We start from the raw sequence: 17,764 nt of genomic DNA on the forward strand, positions 1-17,764 counted from the left end.
ACGGCGGGCGCGCCCAGAAGAGCATCCGGACTACGCCAGTTCGGCCTCGATGGTGATCGGGATGCCCACCAGGGCCCGCGAGACCGGGCAGGTGCGCTTCGCCTCATCGGCGAGCCGCTGGAAGTCGGCTTCTTCGAGACCGGGCACGGCAGCGTTCACCAACAGGTGACTTCCGGTGATGCCTTGTGCAGGGTCGAATGTCACTGCCGCAGTGACCTGGATGCTCTGCGGCGGCGTGCCGAATCCCGACAGGATGTTCGAGAACGCCATCGCGAAGCACGAGGAGTGAGCTGCACCCAGCAGTTCCTCCGGTGTGGTCACCCCGGCGGATCCCTCCGACCGCGCCCGCCAGTTGACGTCGAAACGCGCGGCGCCCGATGAGTCGAGGTTGAGTTCGCCTGATCCGCTCTTCAGGTCTCCGCGCCACACCGTGGTCGCTTCGCTTGTGATGGCCATGTCCGCTCCTTCGTGTCAGGGCCGCCCGAACGGATGCCCGTTCGGAGTCGGTCGCCGCGACGCAGCGACCAGCCCAGCCTAGGAGCGTGAGACGACCACGGAAAGGCCCCGCGCTATGCCTGGGGCTGACTGCGCCCGACGAGCCCGCTGCGCACCAGCAGGAGGTAGATCTGGCAGCCGAGGCAATAGCCGAACACCGAGTTGAGGAAGGCTGCGACGAACGCGAGGGCCGCTCCGACGACCGCGGCGTACGGAACGCCGACCAGTTGGAGCACGACGCCGAGCGCGGTGATCACGAAGCCGACGCCCTGGGCGAAGGTGGGCGGCGTCCTGTCCTCGAGGTCTGCAGGAGGGTTCAGCCTCGGGCGCACGAACGTCTTGAAGACGAGACCCCACGGATGCCTGGCGATACCGGCCGTGGCACCCCACAGGAAGAGCAGCGCCAGCACACCGAGCAGCACGGTGGCGGCCGTCGTCAGGCCGATCAGCCCCAGAAACACGACCACGAGCAGCAGCACGGCCGTGATCCCCGCGCCGAAGCGCGGTCCGCGCGGGTCGATCCTTGCATTCGCGCGTGTCTTCGCGCGCTTCGCATTCGCGCTCTCCGCGCTCGCACTCTCAGCTGCCGACATGGCTTTCCTCCGCGAATTCGTCCAACCTGGTGTTCACGTCGTGTGCCCGCGGAACGCCGCCGATGCGCGAGCGGATGCCGCCTGCGGCATCCAGCAGCAGGATCGTGGGCGTCTGCAGCACCCCGAACTCCGTGGCGACCTCCGGATGAGCGGTGAGGTCCACCTCCACATATGCCACTCCGCTACGTTCCGACGCGACGGACGTCAGCACCCGCTCAGCGATCCGGCACGGTCCGCAGAACTCCGTTGAGAACTGCACGATCGTCGCGGTGTCGCCGAACGGCGCATCCGTGTGCAACGTCGAAGCACTCACCACGGGCCCTGATGTGCGTCGAACGCGACCGGTGCGAGCGCGCCAGATCACGCCGATGAGCGTCGCGACGAGGACGAGCGCGACGACCACGATGACGGCGATCAAGGGGTTCATGCTGGTCACACGGTATGACCAGGCGCTATGCGACGTCCCTGTGTGACGTATCGTGACGCTCTGCAAGCGGCGAAGCCGCGATAGCCTGATGAGATGCCCAACCCAGACAACCCCTTCGGCCAGGTTCTTGTCGCACTGGTGACGCCGTTCAACGCGGACGGCGAAGTGGATTGGCCCGGTGTCGAGAAGCACATCGACGACATCATCACGGGTGGGGCCGACGGCATCGTCGTCTCCGGCACCACCGGCGAGACGTCGACGCTCACCGACCCGGAGAAGCTGCGGCTCGTCCAGGTCGCTCTCGAGGTCGCGGCGGGACGTGCGAAAGTCATCCAGGGTGGTGGCTCGAACGAGACCGCTCACGCGATCCAGCTGTACAGGGCAAGCGAAAAGGCCGGGGCCGACGGCGTCATGATCGTCACCCCGTATTACAACAAGCCGACGCAGGCGGGCATCCTCACGCACTTCCGGCTGATCGCCGACGCGACCGATCTGCCGGTCATCCTCTACGACATCCCGGGCCGAACCGGTGTGCCGATCAAGTACGACACGATCCTGCGGGCGGCGAAGCACCCGAACATCCGCGCGGTGAAGGATGCCAAGTGCGACCTCGCCGAGGTGTCGCGCGTGCTGAACAACACCGACCTTCTCTATTTCGCCGGCGCCGACGAGTACGTGCTGCCGGAGCTGGCGATCGGTGCCAGCGGTCTCGTCGGAGTGACGGCGAACATCGCGCCGACTCCGTACCGGCAGATCATCGACGCCGTGAACAGCGGAGACCTCGCCACCGCGACAGAGGTGCACAAGAAGCTCGAACCGCTCGCCAGGGCGGTCATGACTCACGTTCCCGGCACTGTCGCCGCGAAATACATCCTGCACGGACTCGGCCGCATCGGCAGTCCGCGCGTGCGGCTTCCGCTCGTCGGGCCAGAGGACTACGAGGCGGCGCAGATCGAGGGAGACCTCGATCTGGTGCACGGCATCGAAGGCCTCGACCTGACGAACTTCAGGCCCGATCGCAACGCCGCCGCCGGGGGAGCACTTCCCAAGGTGGCAGGCACCACGCGCTGACCAAGCGCAGAAACACTGGAGGCACGGCATATGCCCGCGTCGGTATACGATCCGCCCGTACTTGAGCCGGGCACCTTGCGCATCATCCCAACCGGCGGCCTCGGCGAGATCGGTCGCAATATGACCGTCTTCGAGATCGACGGCAAGATCCTCATCGTCGACTGCGGCGTGCTGTTCCCCGAACAGGACCAGCCAGGCGTCGACCTGATCCTGCCCGACTTCGGGCCGGTGCGTGATCGGCTCGACGACGTCGTCGGCGTGGTGCTCACGCACGGCCACGAGGACCACATCGGTGCAGTGCCGTATCTGCTCAAGCTGCGGGGGGACATTCCCCTGATCGGCTCGGGTCTGACGCTCGCGCTCGTGGAGGCGAAGCTCAAGGAGCACCGCATCCAGCCGTACACGCTCACGGTGAAGGAGGGCCAGCACGAACAGCTCGGCCCGTTCGGGCTCGAGTTCGTTGCGGTGAACCACTCGATTCCGGATGCCCTCGCCGTCGCCATCAGCACCACGGCAGGCGTCGTGCTGCACACCGGCGACTTCAAGATGGACCAGTTGCCCCTGGACGATCGCATCACCGATCTGCGTGCATTCGCGAGACTCGGCGAAGCGGGAGTCGACTTGTTCCTCGTCGACTCGACGAACGCCGACGTGCCTGGGTTCACTCCGCTGGAGCGCTCGATCGGGCCGGTGCTCGACAGCGTCATCGCCCGCGCGCCGCGCCGCGTGATCGTCGCCAGCTTCTCCAGTCACGTGCATCGCGTGCAGCAGGTGCTCCACGCGGCCGCCGCGAACGGTCGCCGCGTCGCACTGCTCGGCCGTTCGATGGTGCGGAACATGACCATCGCCGCCGAGTTGGGCTACCTCAAGGTGCCCGACGGCGTGCTCATCGACTACAAGAAGGCCGCCGACCTTCCGGACGATCAGGTGGTCTACATGTCCACCGGGTCCCAGGGCGAGCCGATGGCGGTGCTCGCCCGCATGGCCAACCTCGATCACCAGATCGAGGTCGGGCAGGGCGACACGGTCATCCTGGCGTCGAGTCTCATCCCCGGTAACGAGAACGCCGTGTACCGCGTGATCGACGGACTCACCAAGCTCGGTGCGACGGTCGTGCACAAGGGCAACGCGAAGGTGCACGTCTCAGGTCACGCCGCGGCAGGCGAGCTGCTGTACTGCTACAACATCCTGAAGCCGCGCAACGTCATGCCGGTGCACGGGGAGTATCGCCACCTGGTCGCGAACGCCAAGCTCGCACAAGACACCGGCGTGCCCGAAGAACGCACCATCCTCGCCGAGGACGGCACCGTGATCGACCTGCTCGACGGTGTCGCGACCGTCGTCGGCCAGCTCGACCTCGGCTTCGTCTACGTCGACGGCTCGACGGTCGGCGAGATCACGGATGCCGACCTCAAGGACCGCAGGATCCTCGGAGAGGAGGGCTTCATCTCGATCATCGTGGTGGTGGAGGCCGGAACGGGCCGCATCATCACGGGCCCTGAGATCCACGCGAAGGGATTCGCGGAGGACGACGCCATCTTCGACGCCGTGAAGCCGAAGATCGCCGCCGCCCTCTCGGATGCCTCACACAACGGAGTCCGTGACGCCCACGCCCTGAGCCAGGTCGTTCGGCGAACAGTTGGCCGCTGGGTGAACACCAGCTACCGCCGTCGCCCGATGATCGTGCCGCTCGTGATCGAGGCTTAGCGTCGATGAGACGGTGCTCCGGCTCGATACACGTCCGAAACAACTGAGCCGTACCCTCCTGCCATGGACGGCCTGATGATTCGTCGTGCAGTGGCGAGCGATTCCGGGTTTCTCCGTGACATGCTCGTCGAGGCGGCGAACGGCGGGGCGGAACCCCCACGGTCACGGGTCGCCGTTCTCGACGATCCGAGCATCGGGCGCTACCTCGCGCAGTGGCCGCGCCCAGGTGACATCGGACTCGTCGCCGTCGATCGGGATGACACTCCGGTCGGTGCCTGCTGGGCGCGCCTGTTCCCTGCGGATGCTCCCGGCTCCGGATTCGTGGCATCCGGCGTTCCAGAACTGACCCTGGGCGTGAACTCGCAGTGGCGTGCGCTCGGGGTCGGCAGGACGCTTCTCCAGTCGTTGCACGGCGCTGTCAGAGCCGGCGGCTACTCGAGGGTCAGTCTCAGCGTGCGCCGCACGAACGTGGCAAGAAGGCTGTACGTCAGCGAGGGCTATACGGTCGTGTCGTCGAGCGCGACGACCGATGTGATGGTGCGCGTGCTCGTCTGAGCGGTGTTCGCCATCTGCGAGACACCCGTTGGCGCTCCGCGCCGTTGACACCCGCCGCCGCTACCTTTGTGTTCATGGCCACGAGCACCAAGTCGACGTCGCGCGCCCGCACGCGCAGCACGTCGGCCGCGCGCTCGCCGTCGAAACAGGCGGCGACGCAGAAGACGAAGGTGTTGCCCACGCCGAAATCGGAACGTGGTGCACTCTCGCGCGCGTGGCTAGGGCTGGCCCATCTCGTCGGCGGCGCCGCCAGAGCGTTCGGACCGGAGAAGCTGGCCAAGGAGGAGCGCCGAGACGGCCTCCCGTTCTTCATCGTGCTGCTCGCGATCGCCGGAGCGGTCGTCGAGTGGTTCCTGATCGACAACGCGGTGGCGCAGCAGCTCGACGTCTGGACGTTCGGGGGACTCTTCGGCCGAGTGGCGTTCGCGCTTCCCGTCGTCATGCTGCTGCTGGCGATTTGGCTGTTCCGTCATCCGGCCTCCGTGCACGACAACACACGCATCGGCATCGGCCTCGCGCTGCTCCTCGTCACGGTCTCGGCGTTGTGCGAGATCTTCTCGTCGCGGCCGCAGCCGGCCGACGGCATGGAGCTGTTGGCGAAGGCCGGCGGCGTGATCGGCTGGATGGCCGGAGCCCCCCTTGTCGCGCTCGCGACGCCCGTTGGCGCGGCTGCGATCGTCATCGTGGTGCTGCTCCTCAGCATTCTGATCATGACCAAGACCCCGCCGAACCGCATCGGACGCCGACTCGGCGAGCTCTACTCCTACCTGTTCGGTGCTCAGCGAACCGACGGCGAGGAGCAGGATGCCGCCGAGCAGACCTCGAAGACGCGTCGCGGCAAGTCGGCGGATGCGGAATCCGACTCTGATGATGACGAGTCCGAGCAGAGCCTGCCGTGGTGGCGCCGCAACAAGAGCGGCAGGGAGGTCGACCCGAAGTTCGAGCAGAGTGGTCCATCGTTCACCGAGGTTCTCGGCATCGACAGCTCGGCCACCGGAAGCTTCGACACCGCGCTCGAACCGGCGCCGCAGGACTACAAGACCGAGGTGCTCGCCGATCTGCGCGATGCCGAGAACGCTGTCAGCCGCTTCACCGGAGACGTATCCCGCGCCGGCAAGCATCCGACAGGGCTCCGCCCCGACACGGCGACGGCCGTACTGCCGGGCTTCGGTGCTCTGTCGGACGACGACTTCGACGTCGCCGCCGCAGAGGCGGCGAAGCCGCTCGACGGTGTCCCGGAGGCCCCGTATGTGCTGCCGGCAGCCTCCACGCTCGCCCCTGGAACTCCCGCGAAGACACGTTCGGCGGCGAACGACGAGGTCGTCGCGTCGATCACGTCGGTGCTCGATCAGTTCCAGGTCGATGCGCGTGTGACGGGCTTCTCCCGCGGTCCGACCGTGACGCAGTACGAGATCGAGCTCGGCCCCGGTGTGAAGGTGGAGCGCGTCACCGCCCTCAGCAAGAACCTCTCCTACGCCGTCGCATCGAACGAAGTACGCATTCTCTCGCCCATTCCGGGCAAGAGCGCAATCGGCGTCGAGATCCCGAATAGCGACCGTGAGACCGTCTCGTTGGGTGATGTGTTGCGGTCGGCTGCGGCAGCGAACAGCCATCATCCGATGACCATCGGAGTGGGCAAAGATGTCGGCGGCGGCTTCGTCGTCGCCAATCTCGCCAAGATGCCGCACCTTCTGGTGGCTGGCGCAACCGGTACGGGCAAGTCGGTCTTCGTGAATGTGATGATCACGAGCGTGCTGATGCGGGCCAAGCCCAGCGAGGTGCGCATGGTGCTCATCGACCCGAAGCGGGTCGAGCTCACGGCATACGCTGGAGTTCCGCACCTGATCACGCCCATCATCACCAGCCCGAAGAAGGCGGCCGAGGCGCTGCAGTGGGTCGTGAAAGAGATGGACATGCGCTACGACGACCTGGCGAGCTTCGGGTTCCGTCACATCGACGACTTCAACAAGGCCGTACGAAACGACGAGATCAAGCTTCCCGAGGGGAGCGAGCGCAAACTGAAGGCCTATCCCTACCTGCTCGTCGTGGTCGACGAGCTCGCTGACCTCATGATGGTGGCACCTCGCGACGTCGAGGACTCGATCGTGCGCATCACGCAGCTCGCCCGCGCGTCCGGAATCCATCTGGTGCTAGCGACCCAACGACCCTCCGTCGACGTGGTCACCGGGCTCATCAAGGCGAACGTGCCGTCGCGCTTCGCGCTCGCGGTCTCGAGCGTCACCGATTCCCGCGTCATTCTCGACCAGCCCGGCGCCGAAAAGCTGATCGGGCAAGGCGACGGGCTCTTCCTGCCGATGGGGGCCTCGAAGCCGATACGTGTGCAGGGTGCATGGGTGTCGGAGAGCGAGATCCAACGTGTCGTCGAGCACGTGACGAGTCAGGCACGTCCCGAGTACCGGCAAGATGTCGCCGCCGCGCCGGAGAAGAAGCAGATCGATTCCGACATCGGAGACGACCTCGACCTTCTGCTGGCCGCAGCCGAGCTCGTGATCTCGAGTCAGTTCGGTTCGACGTCGATGCTGCAGCGCAAGCTGCGGGTGGGATTCGCCAAGGCCGGTCGCCTGATGGATCTGCTCGAGTCGAGGGACATCGTCGGCCCGTCAGAGGGGTCGAAAGCCCGGGACGTGCTCGCCACGCCAGAACAGCTCGGTCAGGTGCTAGGGCGACTGCGGGGCGGCGACAGCAGCGCACAGGCATCCGCAGCACCGAGCCAGCCGCAGGCGCAGCAGACGGCCGGGCCGCAGCAGGACGATCGCTACGACAACGACCCGGTCGGGGCGAAGTTCGATGACCTCGAAGAGGTCGAGGGCGACACCGACGAGGACGCCTGGGGTCTGACCGGGCGCGACTGACGGCTCGCGGTACGGTCTCACATCGGCAGCTGACCGTAGGCTGATCGCATGACCGACTCCGGCCAGGCATCCTCACCCACCACGCCAGGCAACTTCAACCTGCCGAACATCATCACGGTCGTGCGGATCATCCTCGCGCCCGTGTTCTTCTGGCTGGTGCTGGCGGATGCCGGAGCCGACGGCGCGTTGCGCTGGATCGCTGCGGCGCTCTTCATCATCGCCATCGCGACGGACGGCATCGACGGTGCGATCGCCCGCAGGCGAGGAATGGTCACCGATCTCGGCAAGATCCTCGACCCCATCGCCGACAAGCTGCTCACTTCCGGAGCTCTGGTCTGTCTCTCCATCATGGGTGAGCTCTGGTGGTGGGTGACGATCGTGATCGTGGTGCGCGAGGTGGGCATCACGGTGTGGCGCATGGTCGAGTTGTCCAGGGGCAACGTCGTTCCGGCCGGCAGCGGGGGCAAGCTCAAGACGGTCGCACAGGCCGTCGCGATCTCCTTCGCGCTCGCTCCGCTCTGGACCTTCCTCGGTGACTGGGTGTTCTGGCTGAACTGGGTGCTGATGGGAATCGCCCTCGTGCTCACCGTCTGGTCCGGCGCCAGCTACCTCTGGCAGGCGTATCGCCTCGCTGCGGCGCGACAGGCGCGGTCGTGACGACCGGTGGTGCGGATGCCACGGCACGGCTGATCTCGCGGCTCGCCTCGCGCGGACTCACGGTCGCCGTCGCGGAGTCGCTCACCGGCGGCGCCCTCGCGGCCGAGCTCACCCGGCCGGCCGGGGCGTCCGCTGTCGTGCTCGGCGGCGTGGTCGTCTATGCGACGGAGCTCAAGCACACGCTGGTAGGAGTGGATGCCGCTCTGCTGGCCGAACACGGCCCCGTTCACCCCGAGGTCGCCAGGCAGCTCGCCCGCGGCGTACGCGAGCGACTTGCCGTGGGTGGCAGGGCGGCCGACATCGGCATCGCGACCACAGGCGTCGCGGGGCCGGACGGCCAGGGCGGACAGGCACCGGGAACCGTGTTCCTCGGCCTGTCCTACGGCGAGACGACCGAGGCCATGCCACTCGCACTGACCGGTGACAGAGCGACGATCAGGGTGCAGACGGTCACCGTCGCGACGCAGCTCCTCGTGGAGCGTTTCGCGGCGGAGTGAGACCGGCGAGGGGCGCCCGCGAGCCGGCGGAACGGCCGGCGCGGACGTCCGATTCGGTCGGTCCGAAGAAGTCCGAGGATTCGCTGAACCGGCGCCGTCGCGCGCTGCGAACCGGAATAGTACGAGTTTCGTCTTCGTTACAGCGTGTGTACTCACACCCAAAACCAAGCCATCGATGGTTAGAGTTTCAGCACGATGCGCGTAGCGTTAGTGCATACTTTGACGATTCGATCGAAGGTTCTGGCAGGAAGAGAAAAGGAGGCTCCAATGATTCTCGTACGTCAGGAAATCGGCGACGTGCTACGGGACTTCCGCCTGCAGAAGGGGCGCACACTCCGTCAGGTTGCGAGCCGCGCGAGTGTTGCTCTCGGTTACCTCAGTGAGGTGGAGCGAGGTCAGAAGGAGGCGTCGAGCGAGATTCTCGCTTCGGTCGCCGACGCCCTCGACACCCCCATCTCGGTGATCATGCGCGAGGTCGGAGACAGGCTGGCGGTGCTCGAGGGCATCGATCAGGTGATCCCCGACACGGTTCCCGACGAGTTCGTCGCCGCTTTGGACGCGGATCTCGTCGCACGGTGACACGTTCGCCGCTAGAGGCCACGGAACGCCCCGCGATGCGGGGCGTTCCGCCGTTAACAGACGACAAGACTCCGTCGGTATGCACGTTCGGCGACTCCTACGGTCTTCGCAGATCGTAGGCTGACTGCGATGCGTGCGAGCGAATTCAAACGAGCCGTCACCGCCGAATTCGGCGAGCAGTACGGAAGAGCGTTGCTGCGCGACCTTGTGCTCGACCGGCTGGGAAACCGCACGGGGGATCAGGCGCTGGCTGACGGTGTACCGGAACGAGACGTGTGGTGGGCGCTGTGCGAGGCGATGGAAGTTCCTGTCGCCAGGCGCCACGGCGTCGGCCTTCCCGAACCGAAGCGCTGACCGGTACGGAGTGCGCGAATCGCGAGTTCTCGTGGTGCGACACGCCATCGATGATGCGAAGAGATGTTCGGTAGTTGGTACTCTGAGGCCACAGACCTGATCGAAGCGAGTTATCCACCGGACCGCACCCTGCATCTACGGATGTCACCGGTGCGACTTACGGTACGAAGCAGCGAGTTCTCAACGACTGTCCCGGCGAAAGGAAGCCATCATGCCCACACCAGCGGATCGCGAAAAAGCACTCGAGACTGCGCTGGCCCAGATCGACCGCCAGTTCGGAAAAGGCTCGGTCATGCGTTTGGGCAGCGACGAGCGTGCGCCCGTCGAGGTCGTGTCGACCGGCTCGATCGCTCTCGATGTCGCGCTCGGCATCGGCGGTCTTCCGCGCGGACGCATCGTCGAGATCTACGGGCCTGAGTCCTCGGGTAAGACGACCCTGACGCTGCACGCCATCGCCAACGCGCAGAAGGGCGGCGGCATCGCAGCCTTCATCGACGCCGAGCACGCGCTCGACCCGGAGTACGCGAAGAAGCTCGGTGTCGACATAGATGCCCTTCTCGTGTCGCAGCCCGACACGGGGGAGCAGGCGCTCGAGATCGCCGACATGCTCGTGCGCAGCGGATCGATCGACCTCATCGTGATCGACTCCGTCGCGGCACTCGTGCCCCGTGCCGAGATCGAGGGTGAGATGGGCGACTCGCACGTCGGTCTGCAGGCACGTCTGATGTCTCAGGCGCTCCGCAAACTCACGGGCGGGCTGAACCAGACCAACACGACCATGATCTTCATCAACCAGTTGCGCGAGAAGATCGGCGTGTTCTTCGGTAGCCCAGAGACCACAGCCGGTGGCAAGGCGCTCAAGTTCTACGCATCGGTCCGCTTGGACATCCGGCGCATCGAGACGCTGAAGGACGGTACAGAGGCCGTTGGCAACCGCACCAGGGTCAAGGTGGTCAAGAACAAGATGGCGCCGCCCTTCAAGCAAGCCGAGTTCGACATCCTTTACGGTGTCGGCATTTCCCGCGAGGGCAGCCTGATCGACTACGGCGTTGAGCAGGGCATCGTGAAGAAGTCGGGTGCCTGGTACACGTACGAGGGTGATCAGCTCGGCCAGGGCAAGGAGAACTCGCGCAACTTCCTCATCTCCAACCCCGACATCGCGTTGGATATCGAGCGCAAGATCCTGGTCAAACTCGGTGTGGTTGCCGACCCGAATGCTCCGGCGGAGCCGGCGTCGAATGTCGAGTCGATCGCGCCTAAGATCGCACAGCGCAAGGGCGCCTAGGGCGGGAGCCCACGATGGTCGTCCAGTTCCCGCCGGCAGGAGATTCCGAGCGGCCGAAGCGCCGCCGGCCGCCGGGTGCCATGACATCCGGCGGCCGCTCAGGAGATCTCGCGCCGGTGACCTATCTGCCTGGAGCGCAGCCCTCGGCTGCTGCTCAGCACGCGCTCGAGCGAGTCAACGCGGTGTCGCGGCGGGACGACGGCGACGGCGATCATGAGGCCGACGGCCGCGGTCGAGGTGGGCGCGATCGCAAGACCACCAGAGCGAACAATGTGGCGATCCACCAGTTGGCGCGCCGTGGGATGTCGCGCTGGGAACTCGAGCAGGTGCTCGCGAAACGCGAAGTGGACGACGAAACCGCTGCAGCCGAGCTCGATCGGCTGGAGAGTATCGGGCTCGTCGACGATGCGGCCCTTGCCGTTTCGATGGTCTACGCGATGCATACCAGAAAGGGCTCTGGACGCTCCGCGATCGAATCCGAGCTTCGCAGAAGGCACCTCGACGACGACGTGATCGCCGACGCGATGGCGGAGCTCGACGGTGACGACGAGAAGGAACGCGCCACAGAGCTGGCCGTCGCACGAGCCAGGCAGCTGACGAGTCTCGACTACGACGTGGCGTCGCGCAGGCTCAGTGGTTTCCTCCTCCGCAAGGGATACGACGGCGAGACGGTCCGGGCCGCTGTGCGCACGGCGCTCGAGTCGCATCCCAGAGGGCCGTCCACCGACGGAGGACGGGTTCGGTTCCGCTGACCGGGCACCACTCGGGTAGGCAGGCCGAGCAGTCAGGGCATGCGAACGAAGGCGTGTGGCGGCGAACGTAGAATGGTCGGCATTATGAGCATTGCCGATCGAGTTCGACCCGGCTCGGCGCCCACAGCGATCGCCGTCTCCGATGCGGCCGTGGACGTCGATGGCCACGTGCGCACGTACGAGGTGCGCACTTTCGGCTGTCAGATGAACGTGCACGATTCCGAGCGCCTGAGCGGATCGCTGGAGGCTGCGGGATACGTACCGGCTTCCGGCTCCGAGGCCGACGTGGTGGTCATCAACACGTGCGCCGTCCGTGAGAACGCGGACAACAAGCTGTACGGCAACCTCGGTCACCTGGCATCCGTGAAGCGCCGGCATTCCGGCATGCAGATCGCCGTCGGCGGATGCCTGGCGCAGAAGGACAAGAACGTCATCCTTGAGAAGGCGCCATGGGTCGATGTCGTCTTCGGCACGCACAACATGGGGTCGTTGCCGAGCCTTCTCGAGCGCGCAAGGCACAACGACGAGGCGCAGATCGAGATCCTCGACGCCCTGGAGACCTTCCCGTCGACGCTGCCGACAAAACGTGATTCGACCTACAGCGGTTGGGTGTCGATCTCCGTCGGGTGCAACAACACCTGCACGTTCTGCATCGTGCCCTCGCTGCGCGGCAAGGAGAACGACCGCCGGCCCGGCGAGGTACTGGCAGAGATCCAGTCGCTGGTCGATGACGGCGCCGTCGAGGTCACGCTGCTCGGCCAGAACGTGAACTCCTACGGAGTCGACTTCGGCGATCGCCTGGCGTTCGGCAAGCTGCTGCGCGCTGCAGGTGAGATCGACGGGCTCGAACGCATCCGTTTCACCAGCCCTCACCCGGCAGCGTTCACCGACGACGTCATCGAGGCGATGGCTGAGACGCCGGCCGTGATGCCGCAACTGCATATGCCGTTGCAGTCCGGATCCGACCGCATTCTGCGCGCGATGCGTCGCAGCTACCGCTCCGAGAAGTTCCTCGGCATTCTCGACCGCGTGCGTTCCCGCATTCCGGATGCCGCGATCAGCACGGATATCATCGTCGGCTTCCCCGGTGAGACGGAGGAGGACTTCCAAGAGACCCTCCGCGTCGTCGAGCAGGCACGGTTCGCGACGGCGTTCACGTTCCAGTACTCACCGCGACCGGGTACGCCCGCGGCGACGATGACCGATCAGGTGCCGAAGGAGGTCGTGCAGGACCGCTACGAGCGTCTCATCGCGCTTCAGGAGCGCATCGGCCTCGAGGAGAACGAGAAGATCGTCGGACGTGAGGTGCAGGTGCTCGTCTCAACAGGCGAGGGCAAGAAGGACGCTGAGACGCATCGTATGAGCGGTCGTGCGGAAGACAGCAGACTGGTGCACTTCGAGGTGCCGGAAGGCTCGGAGGCGCCACGTCCGGGCGACGTGGTGACAGTACGGATCACGCACGCCGCCCCGTTCCACTTGTTGGCCGACAGCGAGCCGGGAGTCCCGCTACGCGTACGCCGGACGCGCGCCGGCGACGCCTGGGAGCGCGCCGACGCGGAGTCCTGCGCGATCCCGGCCCATGGCTCGGGCGGCGCTGCTGCCGGCCCTGTGTCGCTCGGCCTGCCGACGCTGCGTTCGCGTCTCGATGCCGGATCCCCGGCGGGACCGACCACGCCCATCTACGATCCTGGCGACGGCGAGCGGTGACGCCCCCGGTCGACGCGTGACGGCCGCGCCTGCGGGTGAGAACGCTGTGAACGACGGTGCCCTTGCGCCCCTTCTCGCGATCGTCGGCGCAACGGGCACGGGTAAGAGCGACCTCGCGGTCGAAGTCGCGATTCGCCTCGGTGATCGAGGCATCCGTGCCGAGATCGTCGGTGCCGACGCCATGCAGTTGTACCGCGGCATGAACATCGGTACAGCGAAGCTGCCCGTCACCAAGCGTGAAGGCGTTCCCCATCACCTCGTCGACGTGCTGGAGGTCACAGAGGAGGCGACCGTGGCGTGGTATCAGCCGCGGGCGCGAGCGGCCGTCGATGACATCCGTTCGCGTGGCGGCGTGCCGATCCTGGTGGGTGGATCCGGGCTCTACGTGTCGAGCGTGTTGTACGACTTCGCGTTCCCGGGGAGAGACGCCGAGATGCGCGCTCGCTTGGAGGCGGAAGAGCGGGAGACCGGTATAGCGCCGCTTCTCGCGCGGTTGCGCGAACTCGACCCGGTGACCGCTGAGCGGGTCGATCCCGCGAACCCGAGACGGGTCATCCGCGCGCTCGAGATCGCGGAACTGGCCGAGGTCGGGCACGGCGCGGTCCTTCCAGAGCGGCCCGTGCCGTGGTCGCCGTCGATCGTGCTGGGTTTGCAGGTGCAACGAGAGAGGCTCGTGAGAAGGCTGGATGCCCGCGTCGAACGGATGTGGACGGACGGTCTCGTCGACGAAGTGCGCGATCTGCTCCCCGCCGGTCTGCAGGGTGGGGTCACGGCATCCAGGGCCATCGGTTACGCGCAGGCGATCGCCCAGCTGAGTGGCGACATGAGCGAGCAGGAGGCCGTCGCCGAGACCCAGCGTCTCACGCGCCGCTACGCGCGCAGGCAGGTGTCGTGGTTCAAGCGGTACCCCGATCTGGAATGGCTCGACGCGGACGGGGACGATACGCGCACGGTCATTGACCGGCTCGCACTGGCGTCACTGGATAGGCTGTCGCGGTGACCACACTCTCCTTCAGCAAGGGCCACGGCGCCGGCAACGATTTCGTGCTGTTCGCCGACCCGGACGGCGCCGTCGACCTCACAGGGGCGCAGATCGCCCTCATCTGCGACCGGCACTTCGGAGTCGGGGCGGACGGCGTGATCCGCGCGATTCGCTCGTCGGCCATCCCGGAGGGTTCGATCGCACTGGCGGAGGACCCGACCGCCGAGTGGTTCATGGACTACCACAACGCCGACGGAACGCCCGCTGAGATGTGCGGCAACGGCATCCGTGTGTTCACGCGGTATCTCATCGACGGTGGCTACGCCGATCTGCGCCCCGGCCAGACCCTGCCGATCGGCACCCGCTCAGGCGTGCGAGACGTGCAGCAGAGCGGGACCGGGTTCCAGGTGGACCTCGGTCGCTGGCACCTCACAGGCGACGACCCGCTGGTGCGCGCGAAGGAGCTGGGCGTCGCGCGCCCGGGGCTCGGCATCGAGGTCGGGAATCCGCACGTGGTGGTCGCCCTGGCAGACGACGACGAGTTGGACCGCGTCGATCTCGGGCCGACGCCGATCATGGACCCTTCCCCGATCGGCGGTGCCAACATCGAGTTCGTCGTGCCGTTCGAACCGCTCGTGGCCGATGGGATCGGCCGCATCCGCATGCGCGTCCACGAGCGCGGCAGCGGCGAGACGCTGGCCTGCGGTACCGGCACGGCGGCGGCAGCGCTGGCCACCAGGTACTGGGCGGGGGACGGCGCTCCCGACGACTGGAAAGTGCGAACGCCAGGCGGCACACTCGGTGTGCGGATGTTCCCCGCCGAAGACGGTGAGCACGTCGCCCTTTCGGGGCCTGCCGAGCTGGTCTTCGACGGAGAGGTCACGATCGGCTGACGGCTTCGGCCGCTCGACGTACCCGGTCGCCCGGACGGCGACCGGCGCCGGCGTCGCTACGAAGGTCAGAAGTGACCCTCGCTGCTAGTTCCAGCGCGCACGTGGATCACGCGGTAGCCCTTGCTCGTCGACGCGCGCCGCACGGTGAACTCGCTGCTCAAGGCTCCGCCGAGCCATCTCTGCAGGGAGTCGGAGCCGAGGTTGCGCTGTACCACCAGCCAGGCATCCGCGTCGCCGTCGAGACGCGGGAGCCAGCGCAGCAGCAGCGCGTGGAGTTCGGCCTTGCCGACGCGGATCGGCGGATTCGACCAGATAGCGCGAAAGGCCAGGTCATCGGGAACATCGTCGGGCAGCACGGCGTTGAGGTTGGTGAGGCCGAGGGATGCCGCGTTCCGGCGCACGACATCGAGGGCACGCTCGTTGACGTCGACCGCCCATACGGTCGCCTGAGGTGATTCGAGGGCGAGTGTGAGTGCAACGGGACCCCAGCCGCAGCCGAGGTCGAGCAGATCGCCGCTGGGCGGGGCAGCGGGAGCGTCGGCGAGCAGTACCTGAGTGCCTGCATCGATGCGGTCGGGGCTGAAGATGCCCGCCGCGGTGGTGAGCTCGAGGTCTCGCCCGGCCAGCCGCACCGACAGCGGGTGCAGCTTCGCGTCGCTTCCGGGTCTGGACGTGAAATAGTGCTCGCCGCTGGCCATACAAGGAACGTACCCGAGTGGAGCCCTCGGGAGAGATCGTCGATCAAGGAGAACTAGGGTGGAACGCACGATGAGTGAATCCGATACCGAGCAGAACGAGACGCGCGACGACGTTGTGGCGCGTGTGCTCGCGCGCGCGGATCAACGACCGGCGCACAGGGCCATCTTCGGAGAGTCTGCTCAGGCGTTGCAGGGTGCGGCCGCCGGCGGCCACGACTCGGACGGTGAGCAGTTCGACCGTGAGGAGCGCGCCGCATTGCGTCGCGTCTCCGGCCTGTCGACCGAACTCGAAGACGTCACCGAGGTGGAGTACCGGCAGCTGCGTCTCGAGAACGTAGTGCTGATCGCCGTCTACTCTGCAGGCACCATCGCGGATGCCGAGAACTCGTTGCGTGAGCTCGCGGCACTCGCGGAGACGGCCGGCGCCGTCGTGCTCGACGGTCTGCTGCAGCGCAAGCCGCACCCCGACCCCAGTACCTATCTCGGAAGCGGCAAGGCGCAGGAGCTGCACGATGTCGTCGCCGCGCTCGGCGCGGACACCGTGATCGCGGACACCGAACTTGCTCCCAGCCAGAGGCGTGCCCTCGAAGACATCGTCAAGGTGAAGGTGATCGACCGCACCGCCGTCATCCTCGACATCTTCAGCCAGCATGCCAAGTCGCGAGAGGGCAAAGCCCAGGTCGAGCTTGCCCAGCTCGAATACCTGCTTCCCCGACTTCGCGGTTGGGGCGAGTCGATGAGCCGCCAGGCCGGTGGACAGGTCGGCGGCGCGGGCAACGGCATGGGAAGCCGTGGACCGGGTGAGACGAAGATCGAGCTAGATCGTCGCCGCATCCACACACGCATGGCCAAGTTGCGCAGGCAGATCAAGGAGATGAAGCCCGCGCGAGAGGCCAAGCGGGCGAACCGACGCCGCAACAGCGTGCCGTCAGTGGCGATCGCCGGGTACACCAACGCCGGCAAGTCCAGCCTGCTCAACCGCATCACGAAGGCTGGCGTGCTCGTGGAGAACGCCCTGTTCGCCACGCTGGATGCCACAGTACGGCGCTCCATCACCGCCGATGGCAGGCTCTACACGCTCACCGACACCGTCGGCTTCGTGCGCAACCTGCCGCATCAGCTCGTCGAGGCCTTCCGCTCCACGCTCGAAGAGGTCGCGGACTCCGACGTGATCGTGCACGTCGTGGATGCCTCGCATCCCGACCCCGCTGCGCAGCTCACCACGGTGCGCGATGTGATCGGCGACGTCGAGGGACGTGACATCCCCGAGATCGTCGTCTTCAACAAGGCCGACCTGATCGACGACGACCGTCGACTCGAGCTGCGAGGGCTGGAACCCGCCGCGATCTTCGTCTCAGCACGCACCGGCGAAGGCATCGACGAGGTGCTCGCAGCGATCGCCCGGTTGATTCCGGATCGATCCGTGCAGATCGACGTGCTCATTCCGTACGACAGGGGTGATCTCGTTTCAGCGCTTCACGAGCGCGGCCGAGTCATCGACACGGCGTACGAGCCGGAGGGCACGAGGGTCACAGCCCGAGTCGCCGAGGAGTTCGTTCCGGTCTTCGAACCCTTTCGTGCGGATGCCGTCGCCGTCTGACCTGATTCGCCCGAGCGAGCGAAGCGAGTCGAAGGGCTC

Annotated in this window: 18 protein-coding genes; 14 read left to right on the plus strand and 4 right to left on the minus strand. The window is 66.6% G+C overall.

The annotated features are described in order from the left end of the window. Window positions 1–30 precede the first annotated feature (30 nt). The 3 genes from MJ603_RS11075 to MJ603_RS11085 form a co-directional block, all read right to left on the minus strand. The gene (locus MJ603_RS11075; protein ID WP_243063772.1) at window positions 31–456 is read right to left on the minus strand and encodes an OsmC family peroxiredoxin; all 426 of its coding nucleotides are present in this window, start codon (window positions 454–456) and stop codon (window positions 31–33) included. A gap of 113 nt (window positions 457–569) precedes the next feature. Then, a complete protein-coding gene (locus MJ603_RS11080) occupies window positions 570–1,088 on the minus strand; it encodes a DUF4395 domain-containing protein (RefSeq protein ID WP_243063773.1) in 519 nt (172 codons plus the stop codon). After that, on the minus strand, window positions 1,075–1,515 hold the full coding sequence (locus MJ603_RS11085; protein ID WP_243063774.1) for a thioredoxin family protein: 441 nt from the start codon (window positions 1,513–1,515) through the stop codon (window positions 1,075–1,077). The genes MJ603_RS11080 and MJ603_RS11085 overlap by 14 nt, the downstream gene beginning before the upstream one ends. Window positions 1,516–1,608: 93 nt before the next feature. On the opposite strand from MJ603_RS11085, the gene dapA reads away from it, so the two are divergent. The 13 genes from dapA (at window position 1,609) to dapF (ending at window position 15,427) form a co-directional block, all read left to right on the plus strand. Then, entirely contained in the window at window positions 1,609–2,586 is a 978-nt protein-coding gene (gene dapA / locus MJ603_RS11090; protein WP_243063775.1) for a 4-hydroxy-tetrahydrodipicolinate synthase, read from the plus strand. 30 nt (window positions 2,587–2,616) lie between these two features. Beyond that, on the plus strand, window positions 2,617–4,293 hold the full coding sequence (locus MJ603_RS11095; protein ID WP_243063776.1) for a ribonuclease J: 1,677 nt from the start codon (window positions 2,617–2,619) through the stop codon (window positions 4,291–4,293). A 63-nt stretch (window positions 4,294–4,356) separates the two neighbouring features. Then, window positions 4,357–4,848, plus strand: a complete 492-nt coding sequence (locus tag MJ603_RS11100; protein ID WP_243063777.1) for a GNAT family N-acetyltransferase — start codon at window positions 4,357–4,359, stop codon at window positions 4,846–4,848. A gap of 74 nt (window positions 4,849–4,922) precedes the next feature. Continuing rightward, window positions 4,923–7,721 carry a DNA translocase FtsK gene (locus tag MJ603_RS11105; protein WP_243063778.1) on the plus strand — a complete coding sequence of 933 codons (2,799 nt, stop codon included), beginning with the start codon at window positions 4,923–4,925 and terminating at the stop codon, window positions 7,719–7,721. A 48-nt stretch (window positions 7,722–7,769) separates the two neighbouring features. After that, window positions 7,770–8,378, plus strand: a complete 609-nt coding sequence (gene pgsA / locus MJ603_RS11110) for a CDP-diacylglycerol--glycerol-3-phosphate 3-phosphatidyltransferase (RefSeq protein ID WP_243063779.1) — start codon at window positions 7,770–7,772, stop codon at window positions 8,376–8,378. Beyond that, complete coding sequence (locus tag MJ603_RS11115) at window positions 8,375–8,875, plus strand: CinA family protein (RefSeq protein ID WP_243063780.1); 501 nt, start codon at window positions 8,375–8,377, stop codon at window positions 8,873–8,875. Before pgsA ends, MJ603_RS11115 begins: the two co-directional genes overlap by 4 nt. Before the next feature lie 267 nt (window positions 8,876–9,142). Beyond that, on the plus strand, window positions 9,143–9,454 hold the full coding sequence (locus MJ603_RS11120; protein WP_170026791.1) for a helix-turn-helix domain-containing protein: 312 nt from the start codon (window positions 9,143–9,145) through the stop codon (window positions 9,452–9,454). Between the two features lie 129 nt (window positions 9,455–9,583). Beyond that, window positions 9,584–9,808: a DUF3046 domain-containing protein gene (locus MJ603_RS11125; protein WP_243063781.1), complete on the plus strand. Its 225-nt coding sequence runs from the start codon at window positions 9,584–9,586 to the stop codon at window positions 9,806–9,808. Between the two features lie 211 nt (window positions 9,809–10,019). After that, window positions 10,020–11,093, plus strand: coding sequence for a recombinase RecA (recA, locus tag MJ603_RS11130; protein ID WP_243063782.1), 1,074 nt, complete (start codon window positions 10,020–10,022; stop codon window positions 11,091–11,093). A 14-nt stretch (window positions 11,094–11,107) separates the two neighbouring features. Beyond that, the gene (locus MJ603_RS11135; protein WP_243063783.1) at window positions 11,108–11,845 is read left to right on the plus strand and encodes a regulatory protein RecX; all 738 of its coding nucleotides are present in this window, start codon (window positions 11,108–11,110) and stop codon (window positions 11,843–11,845) included. Window positions 11,846–11,929: 84 nt separating this feature from the next. Continuing rightward, complete coding sequence (gene miaB, locus MJ603_RS11140) at window positions 11,930–13,552, plus strand: tRNA (N6-isopentenyl adenosine(37)-C2)-methylthiotransferase MiaB (protein WP_243063784.1); 1,623 nt, start codon at window positions 11,930–11,932, stop codon at window positions 13,550–13,552. A gap of 16 nt (window positions 13,553–13,568) precedes the next feature. After that, window positions 13,569–14,552 carry a tRNA (adenosine(37)-N6)-dimethylallyltransferase MiaA gene (gene miaA / locus MJ603_RS11145; protein WP_243063785.1) on the plus strand — a complete coding sequence of 328 codons (984 nt, stop codon included), beginning with the start codon at window positions 13,569–13,571 and terminating at the stop codon, window positions 14,550–14,552. Beyond that, the gene (dapF, locus tag MJ603_RS11150; RefSeq protein ID WP_243063786.1) at window positions 14,549–15,427 is read left to right on the plus strand and encodes a diaminopimelate epimerase; all 879 of its coding nucleotides are present in this window, start codon (window positions 14,549–14,551) and stop codon (window positions 15,425–15,427) included. Before miaA ends, dapF begins: the two co-directional genes overlap by 4 nt. Window positions 15,428–15,492: 65 nt before the next feature. On the opposite strand, the gene MJ603_RS11155 is transcribed toward dapF, so the two are convergent. Next, a complete protein-coding gene (locus MJ603_RS11155) occupies window positions 15,493–16,125 on the minus strand; it encodes a class I SAM-dependent methyltransferase (protein WP_243063787.1) in 633 nt (210 codons plus the stop codon). 70 nt (window positions 16,126–16,195) lie between these two features. On the opposite strand from MJ603_RS11155, the gene hflX reads away from it, so the two are divergent. Next, complete coding sequence (gene hflX, locus MJ603_RS11160; RefSeq protein ID WP_243063788.1) at window positions 16,196–17,725, plus strand: GTPase HflX; 1,530 nt, start codon at window positions 16,196–16,198, stop codon at window positions 17,723–17,725. Window positions 17,726–17,764 lie beyond the last annotated feature (39 nt).

Source organism: Humibacter sp. RRB41 (assembly GCF_022761015.1).
Lineage (GTDB): Bacteria > Actinomycetota > Actinomycetes > Actinomycetales > Microbacteriaceae > Humibacter.